The sequence below is a fragment of the Inquilinus sp. Marseille-Q2685 genome (assembly GCF_916619195.1).
Classification (GTDB): Bacteria; Pseudomonadota; Alphaproteobacteria; order DSM-16000; family Inquilinaceae; genus Inquilinus.
On sequence record NZ_CAKAKL010000002.1, the window covers coordinates 858,154 to 879,378 of the forward strand.

The 21,225-nt window shown below is 69.0% G+C and carries 20 protein-coding genes; 10 read left to right on the top strand and 10 right to left on the bottom strand.

The genetic code is table 11. The features are described 5' to 3' along the window. The first annotated feature begins 126 nt into the window (after positions 1–126). Complete coding sequence (locus LG391_RS13110; RefSeq protein ID WP_225768443.1) at positions 127–1,149, top strand: Fe(3+) ABC transporter substrate-binding protein; 1,023 nt, start codon at positions 127–129, stop codon at positions 1,147–1,149. A gap of 47 nt (positions 1,150–1,196) precedes the next feature. Next, positions 1,197–2,873, top strand: a complete 1,677-nt coding sequence (locus LG391_RS13115) for an iron ABC transporter permease (protein ID WP_225768444.1) — start codon at positions 1,197–1,199, stop codon at positions 2,871–2,873. A 1-nt stretch (position 2,874) separates the two neighbouring features. On the opposite strand, the gene LG391_RS13120 is transcribed toward LG391_RS13115, so the two are convergent. The 3 genes from LG391_RS13120 to LG391_RS13130 form a co-directional block, all read right to left on the bottom strand. Next, a complete protein-coding gene (locus tag LG391_RS13120; protein WP_225768445.1) occupies positions 2,875–4,947 on the bottom strand; it encodes an ASKHA domain-containing protein in 2,073 nt (690 codons plus the stop codon). A gap of 59 nt (positions 4,948–5,006) precedes the next feature. After that, positions 5,007–5,930, bottom strand: a complete 924-nt coding sequence (locus LG391_RS13125) for a methyltetrahydrofolate cobalamin methyltransferase (RefSeq protein WP_225768446.1) — start codon at positions 5,928–5,930, stop codon at positions 5,007–5,009. 100 nt (positions 5,931–6,030) lie between these two features. Further along, positions 6,031–6,333 carry a virulence factor gene (locus LG391_RS13130; RefSeq protein ID WP_225768447.1) on the bottom strand — a complete coding sequence of 101 codons (303 nt, stop codon included), beginning with the start codon at positions 6,331–6,333 and terminating at the stop codon, positions 6,031–6,033. A 146-nt stretch (positions 6,334–6,479) separates the two neighbouring features. Here LG391_RS13130 and LG391_RS13135 point away from each other — a divergent pair, with 146 nt between their 5' ends. Continuing rightward, positions 6,480–6,776, top strand: a complete 297-nt coding sequence (locus tag LG391_RS13135; protein ID WP_225768448.1) for a plasmid stabilization protein — start codon at positions 6,480–6,482, stop codon at positions 6,774–6,776. Then, positions 6,773–7,210, top strand: coding sequence for a type II toxin-antitoxin system VapC family toxin (locus tag LG391_RS13140; protein WP_225768449.1), 438 nt, complete (start codon positions 6,773–6,775; stop codon positions 7,208–7,210). Before LG391_RS13135 ends, LG391_RS13140 begins: the two co-directional genes overlap by 4 nt. A gap of 19 nt (positions 7,211–7,229) precedes the next feature. Here LG391_RS13140 and LG391_RS13145 read toward each other — a convergent pair whose 3' ends face one another. After that, positions 7,230–7,766 carry a DUF1638 domain-containing protein gene (locus LG391_RS13145; protein ID WP_225768450.1) on the bottom strand — a complete coding sequence of 179 codons (537 nt, stop codon included), beginning with the start codon at positions 7,764–7,766 and terminating at the stop codon, positions 7,230–7,232. Positions 7,767–7,873: 107 nt separating this feature from the next. After that, positions 7,874–8,578 carry a B12-binding domain-containing protein gene (locus LG391_RS13150; protein WP_225768451.1) on the bottom strand — a complete coding sequence of 235 codons (705 nt, stop codon included), beginning with the start codon at positions 8,576–8,578 and terminating at the stop codon, positions 7,874–7,876. Between the two features lie 196 nt (positions 8,579–8,774). Between LG391_RS13150 and LG391_RS13155 the strand changes: the two genes are divergently transcribed. From LG391_RS13155 to LG391_RS13165, 3 genes are read left to right on the top strand one after another with little or no spacing between them, the layout of a single operon-like run. Next, the gene (locus LG391_RS13155; protein ID WP_225768452.1) at positions 8,775–9,266 is read left to right on the top strand and encodes a hypothetical protein; all 492 of its coding nucleotides are present in this window, start codon (positions 8,775–8,777) and stop codon (positions 9,264–9,266) included. Between the two features lie 5 nt (positions 9,267–9,271). After that, a complete protein-coding gene (locus tag LG391_RS13160) occupies positions 9,272–9,514 on the top strand; it encodes a hypothetical protein (RefSeq protein ID WP_225768453.1) in 243 nt (80 codons plus the stop codon). Further along, positions 9,515–10,171, top strand: coding sequence for a DsbA family protein (locus tag LG391_RS13165; RefSeq protein WP_225768454.1), 657 nt, complete (start codon positions 9,515–9,517; stop codon positions 10,169–10,171). A gap of 4 nt (positions 10,172–10,175) precedes the next feature. On the opposite strand, the gene LG391_RS13170 is transcribed toward LG391_RS13165, so the two are convergent. From LG391_RS13170 to LG391_RS13185, 4 genes are read right to left on the bottom strand one after another with little or no spacing between them, the layout of a single operon-like run. Beyond that, positions 10,176–10,544, bottom strand: coding sequence for a type II toxin-antitoxin system RelE/ParE family toxin (locus tag LG391_RS13170; RefSeq protein ID WP_225768455.1), 369 nt, complete (start codon positions 10,542–10,544; stop codon positions 10,176–10,178). Between the two features lie 6 nt (positions 10,545–10,550). Further along, positions 10,551–10,892: a type II toxin-antitoxin system ParD family antitoxin gene (locus LG391_RS13175; RefSeq protein WP_225768456.1), complete on the bottom strand. Its 342-nt coding sequence runs from the start codon at positions 10,890–10,892 to the stop codon at positions 10,551–10,553. An 8-nt stretch (positions 10,893–10,900) separates the two neighbouring features. After that, entirely contained in the window at positions 10,901–14,383 is a 3,483-nt protein-coding gene (gene mfd, locus LG391_RS13180; protein ID WP_225768457.1) for a transcription-repair coupling factor, read from the bottom strand. Next, the gene (locus LG391_RS13185) at positions 14,380–14,667 is read right to left on the bottom strand and encodes a succinate dehydrogenase assembly factor 2 (protein WP_225768458.1); all 288 of its coding nucleotides are present in this window, start codon (positions 14,665–14,667) and stop codon (positions 14,380–14,382) included. Before LG391_RS13185 ends, mfd begins: the two co-directional genes overlap by 4 nt. 45 nt (positions 14,668–14,712) lie before the next feature. Here LG391_RS13185 and recG point away from each other — a divergent pair, with 45 nt between their 5' ends. Both recG and LG391_RS13195 read left to right on the top strand, forming a co-directional pair. Beyond that, positions 14,713–16,794: an ATP-dependent DNA helicase RecG gene (gene recG / locus LG391_RS13190; RefSeq protein ID WP_225768459.1), complete on the top strand. Its 2,082-nt coding sequence runs from the start codon at positions 14,713–14,715 to the stop codon at positions 16,792–16,794. A gap of 135 nt (positions 16,795–16,929) precedes the next feature. Next, a complete protein-coding gene (locus LG391_RS13195) occupies positions 16,930–18,342 on the top strand; it encodes an Nramp family divalent metal transporter (RefSeq protein WP_225768460.1) in 1,413 nt (470 codons plus the stop codon). Positions 18,343–18,381: 39 nt separating this feature from the next. Here the strand turns inward: LG391_RS13195 and LG391_RS13200 are convergent, their stop codons facing one another. Beyond that, entirely contained in the window at positions 18,382–19,593 is a 1,212-nt protein-coding gene (locus tag LG391_RS13200) for a porin (protein ID WP_308013047.1), read from the bottom strand. A 145-nt stretch (positions 19,594–19,738) separates the two neighbouring features. Between LG391_RS13200 and LG391_RS13205 the strand changes: the two genes are divergently transcribed. Then, entirely contained in the window at positions 19,739–21,202 is a 1,464-nt protein-coding gene (locus tag LG391_RS13205) for a DEAD/DEAH box helicase family protein (RefSeq protein ID WP_225768462.1), read from the top strand. The last annotated feature ends 23 nt before the right edge of the window (positions 21,203–21,225 follow it).

Genomic DNA, 21,225 nt, shown 5'->3' on the forward strand with positions numbered 1-21,225 from the left:
AAGCGGCTTGACGGCGCGAATTCATCTATGCTGCAGCAAATGCGTCTTGGTCGCACACTTGTGGGGCAAATGCGTCTTGGTCGCAGATCGCCAATCCGGCCGGACGATTACAGGGGGAGTCGCACGATGAGGGACGTTTCCGTATTCCGGCTCGCGCTTCTGGCGGGCATCGCCATCCTCGGCACCGCCGGCACCGCCGCGGCCGACATCAACATCTACACGACGCGGGAGCCGGGGCTGATCCAGCCACTGCTCGACGCCTACACCGCCAAGAGCGGCGTCAAGGTGAACACCGTGTTCCTGAAGGACGGGCTGGCCGAGCGGGTCGCCGCCGAGGGGCAGAGCTCGCCCGCCGACCTGCTGATGGCGGTCGATGCCGGCAACCTGGCCGATCTGGTGGACAAGGGCGTCACCCAGCCGATCGAATCCAGCGTCCTGACCGCTGCGGTTCCCGCCCAGCTGCGCGATCCGAACAATCACTGGGTTTCGCTGTCGGTCCGCGCCCGCGTTCTCTATGCCGACAAGGCCCTCGACCTGACCGCCTTCAACTATGAGGATCTGGCCGACCCGAAGTGGAAGGGCAAGGTCTGCATCCGCTCCGGCCAGCATCCCTACAACACGGCGCTGTTCGCCGACTACATCGCGCATTACGGCGCCGAGAAGACCGAGGCCTGGCTGACCGGCCTCAAGGCCAACCTGGCGCGCAAGGCCGGCGGCGGCGACCGCGACGTGGCCAAGGACATCCTCGGCGGCATCTGCGACATCGGCATCGCCAATTCTTACTATGTCGGGCTGATGCGCTCCGGCAAGGGCGGCGAGGAGCAGGTGGCCTGGGGCAACGCGATCAAGGTGATCCTGCCGACCTTCAAGGACGGCGGCACCCAGGTGAATGTCAGCGGCGCGGCCCTGGCCAAGCATTCGCCGAACAAGGCCGAGGCGGTGAAGCTGCTGGAGTACCTGGTGTCGGACGAGGCCCAGAAGATCTATGCCGAGGCCAATTTCGAGTATCCGGTGAAGGCCGGCGCCCAGGCCGACCCGATCATCGCCTCCTTCGGCGAGTTGAAGGTCGATTCCGTGCCGCTGACGGAGATCGTCAAGCACCGCAAGCAGGCGAGCGAGCTGGCCGAGAAGGTCGGTTTCGACGGCTGATCAGGGATCCGGGCGTGGTTCTCCCCACGCCCGGCCTTTTTCCGACGATGGCGCAAGTCGCTCTGCATCCGCCCCCTGCCCTGACCGTCGCCAGGCGCCAGCCCGGACGGCGCTGGCTTTCGGCCGCAGCGGTCATCGGCGGGCTGGTGGCTCTGCCGGTGCTCGCCCTGGCCTGGGAGGCGCTGCAGGGGTCGGGCGGGCTGTGGCCGCATCTCCTCGCCTATGTGCTGCCGCCGGCCCTGGGCCAGACGGTGACGCTGCTGCTGGGGGTCGGCGTGCTGGTCACCGTGATCGGCACCTCGACGGCTTGGCTGGTGACGGCCTACGACTTCCCGGGCCGGCGACAGCTGGAATGGGCGCTGCTGCTGCCGCTGGCGGTGCCGACCTACATCATCGCCTACGCCTATCTCGACATCCTGCACCCGCTGGGGGTGGTGCAGGGCGCGATCCGCGATCTCTTGGGCTATTCCAGCCCGCGCGAGTTCCGGCTGCCCGACATCCGGTCGATGGCCGGCTGCATCATGCTGCTGGGCTTCGTGCTGTACCCCTATGTCTACATCACCACCCGGGCGATGTTCCTGACCCAGGCGGCCAACCTGGTCGAGGTTTCGCGCACGCTCGGCACCCGGCGCGGCCAGGTGTTCCGGCGGGTGGCGCTGCCGCTGGCGCGGCCGGCCATCGCGGTCGGCGTCAGCCTGGCGCTGATGGAGGCGCTGAACGATGTCGGCGCGTCGGAGTTCCTCGGCGTGCGGTCGCTGACCATCTCGGTCTACACCACCTGGGTGACGCGCTCGGACCTGCCCGGCGCGGCGCAGATCGCGCTGGCGATGCTGGCGCTGGTGATCGCCCTGGTGGTGCTCGAGCGCTGGGCCCGCCGCCGGCAGCGCTACTGGACCGCGGCGCAGCGCACGCGCAGCTTCGCGCCGCACCGGCTGCCCCCCCTCCCCGGCCTGGCAGCCATGGTCCTCGGCCTGGTTCCGGTCCTGATCGGCTTCGCCGCCCCGGCCCTCTATCTCGCGGTCGAGGCGTGGAAGCGGTTCCGCTTCAACGGCGTCTCCGACCGGCTGCTGTCCGAGGCGGCCAACACCGTGGCTCTGTCGGCGATCGCGACCATCGCCGTGCTGCTGTCCGGCGTGATCGTCGCCTATACCGCCCGGTCGCGGCCGGGCCGCGTCTCGGCGGCGCTCCAGCGCCTCGCCACCCTGGGCTACGCCATGCCGGGAACGGTGATCGCGATCGGCATCCTGGTCCCGGTCGCCGCCCTCGATCAGGTGATCGACCGGGCCGCGAGCGCCTGGCTCGGCGTCTCCACCGGGCTGCTGCTGATCGGGTCCGGAGCGGCCCTGGTCTATGCCTATGTGGCGCGTTTCCTGGCGATCTCCACCGGCGCGGTCGAGGCCGGGTTCAGCCGCATCCCGCGCTCCTTCGACCAAGCGGCGCGCAGCCTGGGCCAGACCGTGACCGGCACCTTCCGCCACGTGCACCTGCCGCTGTCCAAGGCCGCGCTGGCGGCGGCCGGCCTCCTGGTGTTCGTGGACTGCATGAAGGAGCTGCCGGCGACCCTGCTGCTGCGTCCCCTCAATGTCGAGACGCTGGCGACGCATCTCTATGGCGAGGCGGCGCGCGGCACCTATGAGGAGGCGGCGATCGCCGCCCTGGCCATCGTCCTGGTCGGGATCCTGCCGGTCGTGCTGCTGGCCCGGATCGGCCGACGGAGCTCGTAGATCAGCCGCGGCGGCGCCGGCGTCGCCCTTCCCCGTCACCGCCCTCGACCATCTTCGGGGCCGGCAGGTCGACCGCGGCGGCGAGGTTCGGGAAGGAGGCCGTCTTGTGCGGCAGGGCCATCGCCTCGACGAAATGCTGCTGGAACATCGGCTCGACCGCGGTCTCGATCTTCTCGACCCGGCGCACCACCTGCTCGATCTCGGCACGGGCCGAGCGGTTGACCAGCGCGATGCGGGCGCCGGTGCCCGCGGCGTTGCCGCCGGCCACGACCTTGGTCAGGTCGCAATCCGGGATCAGCCCCAGCACCATGGCGTATTTAACGTCGATATGGCTGCCGAAGGCGCCGGCCAGGGTGATGCGGTCGACATGGTCGACGCCCAGCTTGTCCATCAGCAGGCGGACGCCGGCATAGAGGGCGGCCTTGGCCAGCTGGATGGCGCGGACGTCGTTCTGGGTGACGCGCAGCTCGCGCTCGCCGTCGCGGTGCAGGACATAGCTGAAGGTGCGGCCGTCGGCGACGATGCGGTCGCTGCGCGCCGCCATGCCGCCGTCGATCACCCCGTCCTGGGTGATGATGCCGGCCAGGAACATCTCGGCCAGCACCTCGATGATGCCGGAGCCGCAGATGCCGGTGACGCCGGTGCGCCGGACCTTCTGGGCGAAGCCCTCCTCGTCCGACCACAGGTCGCTGCCGATGACGCGGAAGCGCGGCTCCAGCGTGTCGCGGTCGATCCGCACCCGCTCGATCGCCCCCGGCGCGGCGCGCTGGCCCGAAGAGATCTGCGCGCCCTCGAAGGCCGGGCCGGTGGGGCTGGAGCAGGCCAGCAGCCGGTCCTTGTTGCCCAGCACGATCTCGGCATTGGTGCCGACATCGACGATCAACCGCAGGTCATCCGATTTGTGCGGCTCTTCCGACAGGATCACGGCCGCGGTGTCGGCGCCGACATGGCCGGCGATGCAGGGCAGCGCATAGACCCGGGCGTTGGGATGGACCTTCAGCTCGATCTCGGTCGCCCAGATGTTGATCGCCTGGTCGGTGGCCAGCGCGAAGGGCGCGCCGCCAAGCTCGATCGGGTCGATGCCCAGCACCAGGTGATGCATGATCGGATTGCCGACCAGCGTCACCTCCAGCACATCCTCGACCTCCAGCCCCGCCTGGGCGGTGACCCGGCCGGCCAGCTCGTTCAGCGCGCCGCGCACCGCCTCGGTCAGCGCCCTGTCGCCGCCGGGGTTCATCATGATGTAGCTGACCCGGCTCATCAGATCCTCGCCGAAGCGGATCTGCGGGTTCATGGCGCCGCCGGAGGCGACGACCTCGCCGGTCTCGATGTCGCAGAGATGGCAGGCGATGGTGGTGGAGCCGACGTCGTAGGCCAGGCCGTAGATCTTGTCGCGGAAGCCGGGCCAGACCGCCAGCAGGCGCTTCACCCGCTGCTCGCGCACCGCCACCGTGCAGGTCCAGCCGCCGCCCTGCTCGCTCTGGGCCCTGAGCGCCTTCTGCAGCCGCTGCACCACCCGCAGGTCGCAGTCGAGCCCGGTGATGCCCCATTGCTCGGCCAGCGCCTCCTCCAGCCGGCGCAGGTCGCCGGAGGGGTCGTGCATGTCGGGCTCGCGCACCTCGACATAGTAGAGCTTGACCGGCGGGTCGACCTCGATGACCCGGTGCTCGGCATCCTTGCGGACGACCTGCTTGTGCACCTGGCTCTCGGGCGGGACGTCGACGACGAGGTCGCCCTGGATCAGCGCCTGGCAGGACAGGCGGCGCCCCGGCTGCAGGCTGCGCTTCTCGGCGTAGCGCAGCTCCGCCGCCCCGACCGCCGAGGCATGGCCGAGCCGGGATTCGATGCCGTGCTTGGCGAACTGGCCGTCGCCGATCTCGACCTGGCAGCGGCCGCAGATCGACCGGCCGCCGCAGACGCTGTCGACGTCGACGCCGAGCGACCGCGCCGCCTGCAGCAGCGGAGTGCCCAGCGGGAAGCGGCCGCGCCGGCCGGACGGCGTGAAGACGACCAGCGCCGTCTGCGTCGCCGAGCCTGACGCCCCTGGGCCGGGCGGCTGCCCGGGATCGATCATGTTCATCGCCAACCCGTCACCCTCGCGACGGCCCCGGCCGAGGCGCCGCGCCGTCTTATCTACTGCGCCGCCACCGCCCGGCGCCGGCGTCCTTCGCGGCCGCCGCGCGCCCCGGCCGCCGCCTCGGCGCCCTCGGCCGCCGGCTCGCGGAACTTGCGGATCCAGCGGGCGCAATGCGGATCATGGCCCATCATCACGTCGGCGCCGAGCACCGCCTGCAGGCTCTCGGCATGCAGGGGATTGGTGATCGCCGAGGTCATGCCGGCGCCGATCGCCATGGGCAGGAAGGCGGCGTTCAGCCCGTGCCGGTTCGGCATGCCGAAGCTGACATTGGACGCACCGCAGGTGGTGTTGACCTTCAGTTCCTCGCGCAGGCGGCGGACCAAGGCGAAGACCTGGCGCCCGGCGGTGTTGATAGCGCCGACCGGCATCACCAGCGGGTCGACCACGATGTCGGCATAGGAGATGCCGTGGTCGCGCGCCCGCTCGACGATCTTCTTGGCGACGGCGAAGCGGACATCCGGGTCCTCGGAGATGCCGGTCTCATCGTTGGAGATGGCGACGACCGCGGCGCCGTACTTCTTCACCAGCGGCAGCACGGCCTCCAGCCGCTCCTCCTCGCCGGTCACCGAATTGACCAGAGCCTTGCCCTTGTAGACGGCAAGCCCGGCCTCCAGCGCCGCGACGATGGAGCTGTCGATCGACAGCGGCACGTCGGTGATCGACTGCACCAGCTGGATGCATTCGGCCAGGATGCGTGGCTCGTCGGCCAGCGGGATGCCGGCATTGACGTCCAGCATCTGGGCCCCGGCCTCGACCTGGGCCAGCGCGTCGGACTGGACCCGGCTGTAGTCGCCGTTCTTCATCTCCTCGGCCAGCAGCTTGCGGCCGGTCGGGTTGATGCGTTCGCCGATGATGACGAAGGGCCGCTCGAAACCGATGGCGATCTCCCTGGTCGCCGAGCTCACCACTGTGTCCGTCATGCCCTGTGCGCCTTCGGATGCTGGGGTTTCCTGGGATCGAGGCTAGGAGGAACGCTCCTGTCGGGATCGTCTTGCAGCGGCATCGCCTGCCGCAGGCGCGTCAGGGCGCGATCCCGCCGGATTCGACCAGCGCCCGCAGCCGGGCGTCGTCGTATTCCGCCTCGATCCGCGCCGCCGCGGCCTCGGCCTCGGCCTGCAGGTCGTCGCCGCACTCGACCGGCTCCGACTTCTTCCATTCCTCGAGATAGCTGTCGGCATCACGCGCCTTGCCGCGCATGGCGGCGCGGTCTATCGCATCCTGGAAGCGCTGCGACAGCAGCACCTTGGCCTGGTCGCGCCGGCCGGCCTTGGCGGTGACCTGGCTCGGGATGTCGCGCCAGGAGACGATGATGAGCTGCGGCATAGAAGAACCTGTCGAATGTCGCGAGGACGTTAGCAATGCCCCGGCCTGGGACACGGGTTCGATTTTGATCTGACAAGGCGGCCAGGCTCCGTTCCATTTCCGACGGATGCGGAGCGGGATGCGATCTGCGCGCGAGCTCGATCGAATTGCAATCGACCAACGAAGATGCCATCATTGCCTGCAATGCAGTCAATGAGGCGAAGATGCCCGGCAATCTGAGCATCCGGAATGTGGACGACGCCCTCATCGCACGACTGAAGCGGCGGGCCGGCCGTCATGGGCGCTCGGCGGAAGCCGAGTTGCGGGAGATTCTACGTCAGGCCTTGGCTACGGAGGAGGAGCCCAACTTCGAGGATCTGGCCGCCCAGTTCCGGGCTTTGACAGCGGGGCGGCATCACACCCCGGCCGAAGAGCTTCAACGCGAAGGCCGCGACGAACGGTGAGCGACTACGTCGTCGACGCCAGCGTCGTCATCAAATGGGTGGTCGGCGAACCGGAAACGATCCCAGCTCTCGCCTTGCGGCAACATCGCCTTTCGGCCCCTGACCTTTTGGTCGCCGAGTGCGCCAACATCCTCTGGAAGAAGGTCCGGCGGAATGAGTTGACCGGCGATCAAGCCGCGTTCGCAGCCCGCCTGCTTGATCGGGCCGATATCGAACTGGTTCCGGCGCGGGGACTGATGGAAGCTGCCACAAGCTTGGCGGTCGCTTTGGATCATCCGGCCTATGACTGTCTCTATCTCTCCTTGTCAGAGCGCTCCGGTCGCCCTCTCGTAACGGCCGACACGAGACTCCTGAGAAAGATCGGAACGACACCTCCGGGAACTTATTCGGGTCAGGTCATCGATCTGCGAACTATGCAGACATCGCGCCCCTGAGAGGGGACCAAGCGCGCCTTCAACCCGACGACGTCACGAACTGCGCGAACTCGCCATAGCCCGTGAACCGATGCTCATAGGCCAGCCCCAGCCGCGCCGCCGCGGCTTTGGCCTGTGCCTGCAGCGCCGGATCCTCGGTCTGGGCCAGATAGACCAAGCGGCGGTAGTTGCCGAAGATCATCGGCAGCAGCTCCGGATGGCGGTCCAACCCCATGCCCTCGACGATCAGCACCTGGAAGTGGCGGACGAGGGAATCGGTCAGGAAGAAGCTGCCCGGCTCCTCCTCCATCAGCCGGTCGAAATCGGCCGCCCCGGCGAAAAAGGCATAGCAGTGCGGGCCGCCGATACGCTCGGCCCCCTCCTCCGCCGCCACCCGGTCGATGGCGCCGCCGCTGCCGCAATCGGCGTAGGCGATGCGGATGCGGGTCCAGCCCAGCGCCCGGGCGGTGCGGATGCGCCGGCGCAGCCGGTCGGCGATGCGCTCCGGCCGGTTGTGCAGGATGGCGGGCAGGCAGGTGACGGCGACGCGATCCGCGATGCCGTTGGCGCGGATCACGGCCAGCGTCTCACGCGCCAGCGCCCCACAGGCGATCAGCAGCGTCCGGTCGGGGCCAGGGGCGACCCCGGCTGTTCCGAAGCGATCCGGGCCGAACCGCTCGGGCCTCAGGCCGTCGCGCTCTTCGCCTGGTTGTGCTTGCGCCGCATGAAGTCCTTGGCCGTCTCCACCGCCACCGCCGCGTCGCGGCAATAGGCGTCGGCGCCGATTTCCCGTGCGAATTCCTCGTTCAGGGGCGCACCGCCGACGAGCACAACGTAGTCGTCGCGGATCCCCTGCTCCTTCAACGTGTCGATCACCACCTTCATATAGGGCATCGTCGTCGTCAGCAGCGCCGACATGCCGACGATGTCGGGCTGGTGCTCCTCGATCGCCTTCAGGTAGTTCTCGACCGGGTTGTTGATGCCGAGGTCGATGACTTCGAAGCCGGCGCCCTCCATCATCATCGACACCAGGTTCTTGCCGATGTCGTGGATGTCGCCCTTGACCGTGCCGATCACCATCTTGCCGACCTTCGGCGCGCCGGTCTCGGCCAGCAGCGGCCGCAGCACGCCCATGCCCCGCTTCATCGCGTTGGCGGCCAGCAGCACCTCCGGCACGAACAGGATGCCGTCGCGGAAGTCGATGCCGACGATGCGCATGCCCTCGACCAGCGCCTTGGTCAGCACGTCGTAAGGCGTCCATTTGCGCTCGAGCAGGATGTTGACGCCCTCGACGATCTCGTCGGCGAGGCCGTCATAGAGGTCATCCCACATCTGCTCGACGAGTTCCTCGTCGTTCAGCGCGTTCAGGTCGATATCGTCATCCGCCATGGGAGCCCTCGATCGCCGGCTGCATTCCTGGTGAGCCACGGCTCGCATTAACCGGGAAGCCGCCCCCCGCCGCTAGCCTGGAACCGACCCCGACTGCGAAGGCGGCGACACGCCGGCGCGGACCAGCGGCATCGTCGCGCTGGACACCCGCGCGCGCGCTCCGGATGATGCCGCTCCTTCCGGCCGCGCGGTTGCCATGGATATCCAGGACTCCCTCGTCACCTTCCTCCGCCATTTCCCGCGGACGGATGACGCCACCCTGATCATCCTCAAGGGCCACCTCCTGCTGGAAGAGGAGATCAACAACCTGCTGCAGGAGATGCTGCCCAACCCGGAGGCGCTGGAAGGGCTGCAGATCAACTTCTTCACCAAGACGCAGTTCGCGCGCGCCCTGATCAAGAACGAAGCGCTGGACGGCATACTGGATGCGGCGGAGAAGCTGAACCGCCTGCGCAACCGGCTGGCGCACAACCTGGAGCCATCCGGGGTCGAGGCGGCGATCCGCGATTTCGTCACCGCCGCCGACGGCCGGATCCTGGGCGGCGAGACGGCACCGGAGCAGCAGTTGAAGCGACGCATCGCCTTCCTCTGCGGCCAGTTGTTGCGCTTCCGCACCGAATACCGCGCCGCACGGCAGATCCTGAAGACCAGGGTCGGCGCCGCCAAGCCGACGCCGAAGCGGTCCTGAGGGCGATGCCGAACGGGCGCAACCGCCGCGGCGGGCGGCGTGATCCGGAGCGGGTCGAGCGGGCGGTGAAGGCGGCCCGGCGGCGGCGCGACCGCCGAGCCAGAGCCGCCCATGAGGCGCAGGAGGCCGAGCGCAACACGCTGGCGGTCGGCCTCCTGGCCGGGGAGATCACCGACCGCGACGACGCCGCGATAGCGCAGGAAGCCGATCCCATTCCCAAACGCCGCCCACCGCGGGATACTGGGTGAATGCGGATCGACATCTTCTTCGACGTGGTCTGCCCCTGGTGCTACATCGGCAAGCACCGGCTGCAGCGCGCCCTGACGATGCGGCCGCTGCCGGGGCTGGAGATCCGCTGGCAGCCCTTCCAGCTCAACCCGGAGATGCCGAAGCAGGGCGTCGACCGGCAGAGCTACATGATCGCCAAGTTCGGCGGGCGCGAGCGGATGCGACAGATCAACGCCGTGGTCGCCGAGGCCGCCGGCAAGGAAGGCCTGCCGCTGAACCAGAGCGTGATCCGCCGCACCCCGAACACCGTCGAGGCGCATCGGCTGATCCGCCACGCCGGCGGGCTGGGCGAAGCCGACCGCATGGTCGACGCGCTGTTCGCCGCCTATTTCGTGCGCGGCCTGGACGTCGGCAACCGCGAGATCCTGGTCGAGATCGCGGAGGAGCTCGGTCTCGACCGCAAGCGCGTGACGGGCGTCCTGGCCAGCGAGATCGGCGTGGCCGAGATCCAGGCGGCCGACCTGCGCGCCCGGCAGCTCGGCATCCAGGCGGTGCCCTGCTTCGTCTTCGACGGCCGCTACGCCGTCTCCGGCGCGCAGGAGCCGAGCGCCTTCCTGCCGCTGCTCGACCTCGCCCGCGAGCACGCCGTCTCCGCCCCGCTGTCGGAGCGGGCGTAGCCGGTCACCAAAGGGCCGAATCTTCCGCGGAGACGTGTCGATCGAGGTCCATCGCCTCGTGCAGGATGCGCCCCACGACGATCAGGTCCGCCTTGATCTTGTAGAGAAGGAAGTGTCTTGGGGCGCGAACCACCCCACGCTTCGAGCGGGTGCGTTCGCGGCTGTGCCGGAGATGATAGATCCGGACGCCATCCCCGATATCAGGCCGTGGTCTGGTGCCTCGGCAATCGGGATCGGCCGCGATGTCGCCCAGCGCCGCAACGATGAGCGCCTGATATCGAAGGCGAGCCGTCGCGCCGAACTGAAGCTCCGTACGAGCGAGGATTTCGCCAAGCTCGCGTTCTGCCGTCGCCGAAAGACGATAGCGGCGCAACCGGCCTTACCCGGCGCTTCGCAACGTCGCGCTGGCGCGTCGACCGACTTCCGCGACGAAGTCCTCCAACTCATCGGGAGAGACGTCGCGATATCGGCCTGCGTCAATATCAGCAAAGCCGACCTCCGCAGCCTCGCGCAGCCGTCGGAGACGAAGCGTATTCTCCTGGTCTCTCTGCTCCAGGAGACGCAGCCCTTCGCGCACGACTTCACTGGCATTCTGGTAGGCACCGGAAGCCACACGCTCTTCCACGAAATCGTCCAGATGGTCGGTCAGATTGATGTTTCGCGTGGGCATGTCGGGATTCCTCTTCCGACGAGAATAAGCGATATTGGCAATGATTGCCAACCGATCTCCTACCCCGCCAGATCGGCCAGGCGCTGCACCAGCTTGCGGGCCCCGCTGACCCGGTCCTGCGGCGTCTCCCAGCCGCGGGCATAGACGAGCTTCTGGTCCGGCCGCACCTTGATCGCCCCCGCCATCTTCTGGATGAAGCCGATCAGCTTGTCCGGCCGGGCGAACTGGTTGTCGCGGAAGCCGATCACCGCGCCCTTTGGTCCGGCATCCAGCCGCTCGACCCCGGCGGTGCGGCACAGCCGCTTGATCGCCACCAGCTCCAGCAGATTCTCGACCTCTTCCGGCAGCGCGCCGAAGCGGTCGATCAGCTCGGCCGCGAAGCCATCCAGCTCGGCCTGGCCCTCCAGCGCCGAGATCCGGCGATACAGGTCGAGGCGGATCTGCAGATCGGCGACATAGGTCTCCGGGATCAGCACCGGCACGCCGAGATTGATCTGCGGCGTCCAGCTCTCCGCCGCCTCCTCGCCGCTGCCGACGCCGGCGCGGGCGGCCTGAACCGCCTCCTCCAGCATCTGCTGGTACAGCTCAGCCCCGACCTCGCGGATATGGCCCGACTGCTCCTCGCCCAGCAGGTTGCCGGCGCCGCGGATGTCCATGTCGTGGCTGGCCAGGGTGAAGCCGGCGCCCAGCGTGTCCAGCGTCTCGATCACATGCAGCCGCTGCTGCGCCGTCTTGCTCAGCGCCTTGCGCGGCGCATAGGTCAGATAGGCGTAGCCGCGCAGCTTCGACCGGCCGATGCGGCCGCGCAGCTGATACAGCTGGGCCAGGCCGAACAGGTCGGCGCGGTGGATCACCATGGTGTTGGCCGACGGCACGTCGAGGCCGGATTCGACGATCGCGGTGGCCAGCAGCACGTCGAACTGCCCGTCGTAGAAGGCGCTCATCACCTCCTCGAGCTGGGTCGCCGGCATCTGGCCGTGGGCGACGGCGATCTTCACCTCCGGCACCAGCTCCTGCAGCGTCTGGTGTACCTCGGCCAGATCCTCGATCCGCGGGCAGACATAATAGGTCTGGCCGCCGCGGAAATGCTCGCGCATCACCGCCTCGCGGATGATCACCGGGTCGAAGGGCAGGACGAAGGTGCGCACCGCCAGCCGGTCGATCGGCGGGGTGGTGATCAGCGACAGCTCGCGCACGCCGGACAGCGACATCTGCAGCGTGCGCGGGATCGGCGTCGCCGTCAGCGTCAGCACGTGCACGTCCTCGCGCAGCGCCTTCAGCTTCTCCTTCTGCTTGACGCCGAAATGCTGCTCCTCGTCGACGATGACGAGGCCGAGATTCTTGAACGACACCTGCTTCGACAGGATGGCGTGAGTGCCGACGACGATGTCCATCGTGCCGGCCGCCAGCTCGTCCCGCACCAGCTTGGCCTCCTTCGGCGTGACCATGCGCGACAGCTGGGCGACGCGCAGCGGCAGGCCCTTGAAGCGCTCGGAGAAGGTGCGGAAGTGCTGGCGGGCCAGCAGGGTGGTCGGCACCACCACTGCCACCTGCACGCCGTTGGCGGCGGCGGCGAAGGCGGCGCGCAGCGCCACCTCGGTCTTGCCGAAGCCGACATCGCCGCAGACCAGACGGTCCATCGGCCGGCCCGCCTGCAGGTCGTCCAACACCTCGTCGATGGCGCGCTGCTGGTCCTCGGTCTCGGCATAGGGGAAGCGGGCCGCGAACTCCTCGTACAGCCCTTCGGGCGGCGGCAGCGACGCGGTGGTGCGCAGGGCGCGGGCGGCGGCGATCCGCATCAGCTCCTCCGCCATGTCCTTCAGCCGCTTCTTGACCCGGGCCTTGCGCGCCTGCCAGCCGGCGCCGCCCAGCTTGTCCAGCTGCACGGCCATGTCGCCGGAGCCGTAGCGCGACAGCACCTCGATGTTCTCGACCGGCACGAACAGCTTGTCGCCGCCCTCGTACACGATGCGCAGGCAGTCATGCGCCGCGCCGCCGACGGTCAGCGTCTCCAGCCCCTCGTAGCGGCCGATGCCGTGGTCCTGGTGGACCACGATGTCGCCCGCCGCCAGGGCCGAGACCTCGGCGATGAACTGCTCGGATTTGCGGCGCTTCTTCTGCGGCCGGGTCAGCCGGTCGCCAAGGATGTCCTGCTCGGTGACGACGGCGAGGTCCGGCGCGGCGAAGCCGTGCTCCAGCGGCAGCACCACCATGACGGCGCTGGCCGGGTTGGCCTTCTCCACCCCGGCCCAGTTTTCCGCCACGGCGAAGTCGGCCCGGCCCTGCTCCGACAGCATCGAGCGCAGCCGGTCGCGGGCGCCTTGGGTGTAGCCGGCGATCAGCACCCGCTTGCCGGCCGCCTTCAACTCGCCGATGTGCTGGCGTACCGCGGCGTAGAGATTGACCTCCGGATTGGCCCGGGCCTCGGCAAAGTCGTGGCCGCGGCGGCCGCCGGCGTCGGTACCACCCTCCGGCGGGGCGAAGGGCGAGAAATCGGCCACCGGCCGGCCCGCCAGGCAGGCATCCCACTCCGTGGCGTCGAGATACAGGCGGTCGGGCGGGATCGGGCGGTAGGGCGGCGTCTTGGCCTTCTTCTGCGCGGCCTGGTGGGTCAGCCGCGCCTCGTAGAAATCGGCGATCTGGGCCAGCCGCTGGTCGCGCGCCTGCTCGAGCTGGTGGTCGAGCGTGACCGATGCCTCGGGCAGGTAATCGAAGACGGTGTCGAGATGGTCGTGGAACAGCGGCAGCCAGTGCTCCATCCCGGCCTGCTTGCGCCCGGCCGATACCGCCTCGTACAGCGGGTCGTCGTCGTTGATGGCGCCGAACAGCTCGCGATAGCCGCTGCGGAAGCGGGCGATCGAGGCAGGATCCAGGAACACCTCGCCCATCGGCTTCAGCGTGATCCGATCGACCTCGCCGGTCGTCCGCTGCGACATCGGGTCGAAACGGCGGATCTTCTCCAGTTCGTCGCCGAACAGGTCGAGCCGCAGCGGCTCCTCCGTTCCCGGCGGGAACAGGTCGACGATGCCGCCGCGGATGGCGAACTCGCCCGGCTCGCGCACGGTCTGGGCGCGGACATAGCCGTTGCGGGCGAGGAAACCCTGCAGACCGTCCAAGTCCACCCGCTGTCCGGGGGCGATCGACAGGCTGGCTTCGGCGAAGGCGTCGCGCGGCGGCACCCGCTGCATCGCGGCGCCGATCGTGGTCAGCACGACGAAGGGCCGGCCGGGCTCGCGCGGCAGCAGCAGGCGGGTCAACGCATCGACGCGCTCCGCCACCGTCTCAGGATTCGGCGAGACGCGGTCATAGGGCAGGCAATCCCAGGGCGGCAGCGCCACGACCGGCAGGTCCGGCGCGAAGAAGGCCAGCGCTGCCTCCAGCGCCGGCAGCCGGGCATCGTCGCTGGCGACGTGCAGCAGGCCCTTGTCGCCGGCCTTGCGCGCCAGCTCGGCGATCAGCCGCACATCCTGGCCCTGCGGTACGCCGCCGATGGTGCGGTGCCGGGCGGCGGTGCGGGTGACGGGTTCGGCCAGGGCGCTCATGCGCGCCCCCGCGACCGGGCATAGTCGATCAGCAGGCGCATGACGTCGCTGTCGGAGTCGGCCGGAACCGGCACGCGTTCCGTCACCCAATCCCACAGATCGGGGTCGTTGTTCTCCAGGAGGTCGCCGTAGCGGGCGAGCTGGTCCGCATCGAGTCGGTCCAGCACGGCATCGGCGAAGCCGCCGAGCAGCAGGTCGGCTTCACGGGTGCCGCGGTGCCAGCTACGGAAGCGCAGGCGACGCCGCAGCGGTGCTGCGGCATCGCTATCGATCTGCTTTGTCATTAGCTTAAGGTGCGTGTCCACGTGAGCCCCATATAGACCCGAGCCTTGCGTCCGCAAATCCTCTTCCCGCTCTTTGCTGCCATCGAATCCCTGCACGGCATCGGCCCGAAGACCGCGCGGCTGATCGAAAGGCTGGCCGGGCCGAAGGCGCTGGACCTGCTGTGGCACCTGCCTTCGGGCGTGATCGACCGGCGCCGGGTGGTCAGCCTGCGCGAGGCCCAGACCGGCAGCATCGTCACCCTGACCCTCAGGATCGACGGCCATATCTGGGGCTCGTCCGCCCGCGCACCGCACCGGGTCCGCGCCTCGGATCCGACCGGGAAGATCGACCTGGTCTTCTTCCACGCTCAGGCGAAATGGCTGGAGACGACCTTCCCGATCGGCCAGACCCGGATCGTCTCGGGCCGGATCGAGCAGTTCCAGGGCAACCTGCAGATGCCGCATCCCGACCGGGTCGGCACGCTGGAGGAGCGCGAGGCGATCGCGGTGGTCGAGCCGATCTACCCGCTGACCGCCGGCTTGCAGCCGCGCACCCTCGCCAAGGTGATCGCCGATGCCGTCGCCCGCGCGCCGGAGCTGCCCGAATGGCAGGACGCCGCCTGGCTGCAGCGCCGCGGCTGGTCCGGATGGCGGGAGTCGCTGCGCCGGGCCCATGCGCCGGAGGATGCGGCCGACCTGCTGCCCGTCGCCCCGGCCCGGGAGCGCCTGGCCTATGACGAGCTGCTGGCCAATCAGCTGGCGCTGGCGCTGTTCCGCCGCTCCACCCGCCAGCGCCCCGGGCGGCCGACCACCGGCGACGGATCGCTGCGCGAAAAGGTCGAGGCCGCACTGCCCTTCGCCCTGACCAGCGCCCAGCGCCTGGCCCTCGCCGAGATCTATGCCGACATGGCGGCGCCGAACCGGATGCTGCGGCTGCTGCAGGGCGATGTCGGCAGCGGCAAGACCGTGGTCGCCCTCCTGGCGATGCTGGCGGCGGTGGAGGACGGGCGCCAGGCGGCACTGCTGGCCCCGACCGAGATCCTGGCGCGGCAGCATCGCGAGACGCTGGCGGCGCTGCTGCAGCCGGTCGGGCTGGAGCCCGGCCTGCTGACGGGCCGCGACAAGGGCAAGGTGCGGAAGGAGACCCTGGCCGGGCTCGCCGACGGGTCGATCCGCATCGCCGTCGGCACCCATGCCCTGTTCCAGGAGAGCGTCGAGTTCGCAGACCTGGCCGTGGCCGTGATCGACGAGCAGCATCGTTTCGGCGTGCATCAGCGGCTGCAGCTTTCGGCCAAGGGCCAGGGTGTGGACGTGCTGGTGATGACCGCGACACCGATCCCGCGCACGCTGCAGCTGACCGCCTATGGCGACATGGAGGTCTCGAAGCTGACCGAGAAGCCGCCGGGCCGCACCCCGGTCGATACCCGTGCCGTCTCGGCCGAGCGGATCGACGAGGTGGTGGCCGGGATCGGCCGGCATCTCGCCGGCGGGGGCAAGGCCTATTGGGTGTGCCCGCTGGTCGAGGAATCGGAGACCAGCGACCTGGCCGCCGCGACCGACCGGTTCGACGACCTGCGCCGCATGTTCGGCGAGAAGGTCGGCCTCGTGCACGGCAAGATGAAGGCGGCCGAGAAGGATGCTGTCATGGCCGGCTTCGCCGAGGGCGGCATCGACCTGCTGATCGCCACCACGGTGATCGAGGTCGGCGTCAACGTGCCGGCGGCGACAGTGATGGTCATCGAGCATGCCGAGCGTTTCGGCCTGGCCCAGCTGCATCAGCTGCGCGGCCGGGTCGGACGTGGCGATGCGGCGTCACGCTGCATCCTGCTCTACTCTCCGCCGCTGTCGGAGACGGCGCGGCAGCGCCTGGCGACGATCCGCGAGACCGAGGACGGGTTCCGCATCGCCGAGGAGGATCTACGGCTGCGCGGCGCCGGCGAGGTGCTGGGCACGCGGCAGAGCGGCCTGCCGGAATTCCGCGTCGCCGACATCGAATCCCAGGGCGACCTGCTGGCCGTGGCCCGGGACGACGTCGCCCTGGTGCTGAACAAGGATCCGGAGCTGGAAGGGCCGCGCGGCCAGGCGCTGCGCACCCTGCTGTATCTGTTCGAGCACGACGGCAGCGCGAAATACCTGCGGGCAGGATAGCGGTCCCAGAAGCCCAGTGCGGTTTGGGCTCGTCGTCCGCGCCGAAATGTCGGACGATACCCGTCGCAACTGGCCGCATCTGCAAGCCCGACGACGATCGGGCGGGATGCACGGAGCTGAGAAGGGGAAACGGCCATGACCGACATCGCTGAACGGCGAGCCGCAGATTTCGACGATCCTTATCACCTCACGCCGGAAGGCGTGCGCGAGCCGCCCACCGGCTGGGCCGCCAGCCTGAAGCATCTCGGGCCCGGGCTGATCCTGTCGGCCTCGATCGTCGGGTCCGGCGAGCTGGTCGCCACCACCACCCTGGGCGCGCAGGTGGGCTTCGCCCTGCTGTGGATGGTGATCTTCTCGACCTTCGTGAAGGTGGCCGTGCAGGTCGAGCTGGCACGCTGGACCATATCCACCGGCCAGCCGGCCCTGACCGGCTACAACAAGGTGCCGCCGGCCGTCGGGCGCATCGGCTGGGTCAACCTGCTGTGGGTTATCATGGCGCTGTCGAAGATCCTGCAGGTCGGCGGCGTGCTGGGCGGTACCGCGCTGGCCTTCTCGATCCTGCTGCCGCTGGGCGGCGACCCGCTCGGCACCACGTCGCTCGGGATCTGGACGGCGCTGCTGGTCTGCATCTCGATCGCCCTGCTCTATTCCAACAACTACACCCTGATCGAGCGCGGCGCGGTGCTGCTGGTCGTGGTCTTCTCCTTCGTCACGGTGGTGATCGCGCTGGGCCTGCCCTTCACGCCCTACCCCTATGCTGCCGGCGACCTGGCGACGGGGCTGGCCCTGACCATCCCGGCAGGCGCGGTGGGCGCGGCGATCGCGATGTTCGGCATCACCGGCGTCGGCGCCGACGAGCTGACCTTCTACACCTACTGGTGCGTGGAGAAGGGCTATGCCCGGTCGGTCGGCCCCAATGACGGCAGCGAGGCCTGGAAGCGCCGCGCCCGGGGCTGGATCAGCGTGATGTACAAGGACGCCTTCCTGTCCTGGTGCATCTACACCTTCTCGACCATCGCCTTCTACATCATGGGCGCAGCGGTGCTGAACCCGCAGGGGCTGGTGCCGGCCGGCAACGAGATGATCACCACCGTCTCGCGCATGTACACCGACACGCTCGGGGAATGGGCCGGGTTCCTGTTCCTGATCGGCGCGATCGCGGTGCTGGGCTCGACGTTGTGGGCCTCGATCCCGAGCTGGTCGCGGATGTATGTCAACCTGCTCGCCGTCATCGGCGCGGTGGACTGGCACGACACGCGTCAGCGGACGCGCTGGATCCGCATCTTCACCGTGGCGCTGCCGATCATCTGGGGGCTGGCCTACATGACCGTGCAGTCGCCGGTGCTGATGATCCAGATCGGCGGGGTGGCGACCGGCATCTTCCTGCTCGCCGCGGTGGTGGCGGTCTGGTACCTGCGGCGGTCCGAGACCGATCCCGACCTGTATGGCGGGGCGGCATTCAACGCGCTGCTGGTGATCAGCAGCATCGCCATCGTGCTGCTGGGGCTCTACACCGGCGCCAATGTGCTGGGGATCAAGCTGGCCTGAGAATAGCCGGGGCGCGGCAGGACCACGCCCCGGTCCGGATCAGAAGTTGAGGATGCTGCCGACGCTGAGGGACGAGGTCTCGAAGTCCGAGCCCTGGCGGAATTCGTCCTTCTCGTAGCGGAGCTCGCTGAACACATCGAGGCCCGGCGCGAGATTATAGACCAGCGTGCCGATCACGTTGTGGCTGGTCTTGAGGTCGTCGCCGTCGGTGAAGCTGGAGTTCAGCCCGTTGTTCTTCTCGGCCGTCGTATAGGCATAGCCGATCGAGGCCAGCCACGGGCCGGTGGTGTAGGACAGGTCGCCGACGATCGAGTCGATCGCCTTGTCGGCCCGGAAGGTGCTGGAGAAATGGGTCCAGCTGGCGCTGGCCCAGATGCCGTTGGCGAAGCCGATCTGGCCGGCCAGGTAGTAGGCCTCGAGGTCGTGGTTGCCGCTGACGCCGTTGCCGTTATAGGCCATGCCGGCGAAGCGGACCGCGGTGCCGTCGAAGGTCTGCTGGTAGTCGATGCCGCCGCCGATGACGTTTTCGTAGAGAGTGCTGCTGTCGTTGATCAGGTCGTTGCGTCCGCCATTGCCGGCATGGCCGTTGCCGCCGACGACGGGCGTGAAGTCGACGCCGAAGGACAGGCCCGCGAAGCTCGGCGAGGTGTACTTGACCTTGGTGTCCTTGGTGTTGATCCCGCCGAACTGCTGGTATGGCGCCACCGCGAAGAACGCGTCGCTGCCGCCGATCCAGGTGCCCGGGCTGCGGAAGCCGTTGCCCCAGTCGGTGTCCAGGCCGAATTTCGAGCCCAGCGTCTGCTGCGCGTAGACGTGGAAGTCCTCCGCGATATAGGGCGCATCGCCGAGGGTCACCGTGCCGAAGCCGCCCTTCAGGTAGACATAGGTGCGGTCGACGGTGACGTCGTTGCGGCGGTCGACATTGTTGAAGCGGATGCGGGCGCCGTATTCCAGGCCCGAATCGGTGACGTTCTTGACGTCGAACTGCAGCCGCGCGCCCGACTCGAAATCGTAGTCGCGATCGATGTCGCCGTTGCGATTGTCGTTGAACAGCACGCCCGCCAGGAAGCCGATGCGGCCCGAAAGCTTGAGCTGCAGGCCCGAGGTCACATTCGCGTCCTCGGCTTGGGCCGCGCATGTCGCGGCAAGAACCGCCAGCGCGGCGCCACAGAATAAGCTCTTCCTCATGGAAACCTCTGATCGCAAGCGATCGTTTTCGGGGATGACGCGGCGCACCATGCTCCCGCCCATCCATAAAAACAAAGTAAAAACAACGTCGTAACAAAAACATCATACCATTGACCTGGACATTGGAACGACGTCCTGGCAGGCAGCCGATCGGGAATCGCGAGCCGGTGCCATTGCGCTTCGCCGCAGATCGGGCCAGAAGGCGGCGATGGAGACCATCGATCCGGCCGCCAAGACCCGCCCCGCCGATGACGGCCCCCGCTTCGTGCCGCGGCCGCACCAGCTGGTGGCCCGCGACGCCATCCTCGCGGCGCGGGCGGCGGGACGGCCCGGCTTCCTGCTGGGCGACCTGACCGGGCTGGGCAAGACCCTGTCGGCCTGGCTGGCGGTCGCGGCGATGCCGGAAGACGAGGTCCTGGTGGTCTGCCCGAAGGGCGCCGTGCCGCAATGGCGCCGGACCATCGCCCGCTCCGGAAACGCGGCGAAGCGGGTGACGCTGATCAATTTCGAGAAGACCAAGTCGCTGCTGGCGCCGCCGCCGGTCAGCACCAAGCGATCGACCCGGGCCAAGAACAACGAGCTGGCGAAGCACGGCACGCCGAAGCGGACTTGGCCGATCGTGGTGATCGACGAGGCGCACCGCATCCGCAACCCGAACTCGCAGCAGGGGCTGGTCTGCCGGCAGATGGCCGCGGCCGCCGCCTTCACCATCTATATGAGCGCCACCGCCGGCCAGGCGCCGCACGAGCTGTCCTATCTCGGCCGGCTGCTGGGCGAGGCCACAGGCGGCGGCACCGGCGATCTCGACGGGTTCCGGGCCCTGATGAAGCGGCTGCGCATCGGCCGCGCTAAGGGCCGCTGGCAGAACTGGAGCTGGGAGCCGAACCCGGAGGACCGACGGGTGATGGCCGACCTCCTGTACAGGGGCCCCAGGGCGATCGGGCTGCGCCGCCGGCCGGAGGACATCGCCGGCTGGCCAGAGGTGCAGCGCGAGCTGGCGCCGACGGCCCTCGACGCCCCGGCCCGGCGGCTCTACGAGGCGACCTGGCGCGAGTTCCGGCGCGAGCTGGGCCTGGCGGGCGGCAGCACCCGCCGCGCCACCGGTTGGGCGGCCGACCTGCGCTTCCGCCAGAAGGCCAGCCTGCTGCGCATCGCCGGCACCGCCGATTTCTGCGAGGACCTGCTGGCCAGCGGGCAGCAGGTGGCGGTCTCGGTCGCTTTCCTGGAGACCAGCGCCATGCTGGCCGAGACGCTGCGCGGCCGCGGCTGGTCGGTCGGCGAGATCAACGGCACGCAGTCGGCCGATGCCAACGAGGATGTCCGGATCGCCTTCCAGACCGGCCGGCTGGACGCCGTGCTGTTCACGGTGACGGAATCGATCTCGCTGCATCGCGGCGAGCTGCCGGGCGGCGAGCGCGACCGGTCGCTGGTGGTGCACGATATGCGCCATAGCGCCATCCAGCTGCAGCAGATCGAAGGGCGCTGCCACCGCGACGGCGAGCGCGCGGTGATCTATTACGCCTATGCCGAGGGCACGGTGGAGGAGAGCGTGGCCGCCACGGTGATCGCCCGCATGGCGTCGATGGAGGGCATGGCCGGCGACGACACCGCGCTGCTCGACGCTATTGCCGCCGTGGTCGAGACTGCCGCGCTGCGGCGCGACGCGGCCTGACCGGCTCCGCTGAACCCATGAGA

Bases quoted from the DNA above. Each gene is read 5' to 3' on its own strand.
- LG391_RS13110 (WP_225768443.1), top strand. From the start codon at position 127: ATGAGGGACGTTTCCGTATTCCGGCTCGCGCTTCTGGCGGGCATCGCC.
- LG391_RS13115 (WP_225768444.1), top strand. From the start codon at position 1,197: ATGGCGCAAGTCGCTCTGCATCCGCCCCCTGCCCTGACCGTCGCCAGG.
- LG391_RS13120 (WP_225768445.1), bottom strand. From the start codon at position 4,947: ATGATCGATCCCGGGCAGCCGCCCGGCCCAGGGGCGTCAGGCTCGGCG.
- LG391_RS13125 (WP_225768446.1), bottom strand. From the start codon at position 5,930: ATGACGGACACAGTGGTGAGCTCGGCGACCAGGGAGATCGCCATCGGT.
- LG391_RS13130 (WP_225768447.1), bottom strand. From the start codon at position 6,333: ATGCCGCAGCTCATCATCGTCTCCTGGCGCGACATCCCGAGCCAGGTC.
- LG391_RS13150 (WP_225768451.1), bottom strand. From the start codon at position 8,578: ATGGCGGATGACGATATCGACCTGAACGCGCTGAACGACGAGGAACTC.
- LG391_RS13155 (WP_225768452.1), top strand. From the start codon at position 8,775: ATGGATATCCAGGACTCCCTCGTCACCTTCCTCCGCCATTTCCCGCGG.
- LG391_RS13160 (WP_225768453.1), top strand. From the start codon at position 9,272: ATGCCGAACGGGCGCAACCGCCGCGGCGGGCGGCGTGATCCGGAGCGG.
- LG391_RS13165 (WP_225768454.1), top strand. From the start codon at position 9,515: ATGCGGATCGACATCTTCTTCGACGTGGTCTGCCCCTGGTGCTACATC.
- mfd (WP_225768457.1), bottom strand. From the start codon at position 14,383: ATGAGCGCCCTGGCCGAACCCGTCACCCGCACCGCCGCCCGGCACCGC.
- LG391_RS13185 (WP_225768458.1), bottom strand. From the start codon at position 14,667: ATGACAAAGCAGATCGATAGCGATGCCGCAGCACCGCTGCGGCGTCGC.
- LG391_RS13195 (WP_225768460.1), top strand. From the start codon at position 16,930: ATGACCGACATCGCTGAACGGCGAGCCGCAGATTTCGACGATCCTTAT.
- LG391_RS13200 (WP_308013047.1), bottom strand. From the start codon at position 19,593: ATGGGCGGGAGCATGGTGCGCCGCGTCATCCCCGAAAACGATCGCTTG.
- LG391_RS13205 (WP_225768462.1), top strand. From the start codon at position 19,739: ATGGAGACCATCGATCCGGCCGCCAAGACCCGCCCCGCCGATGACGGC.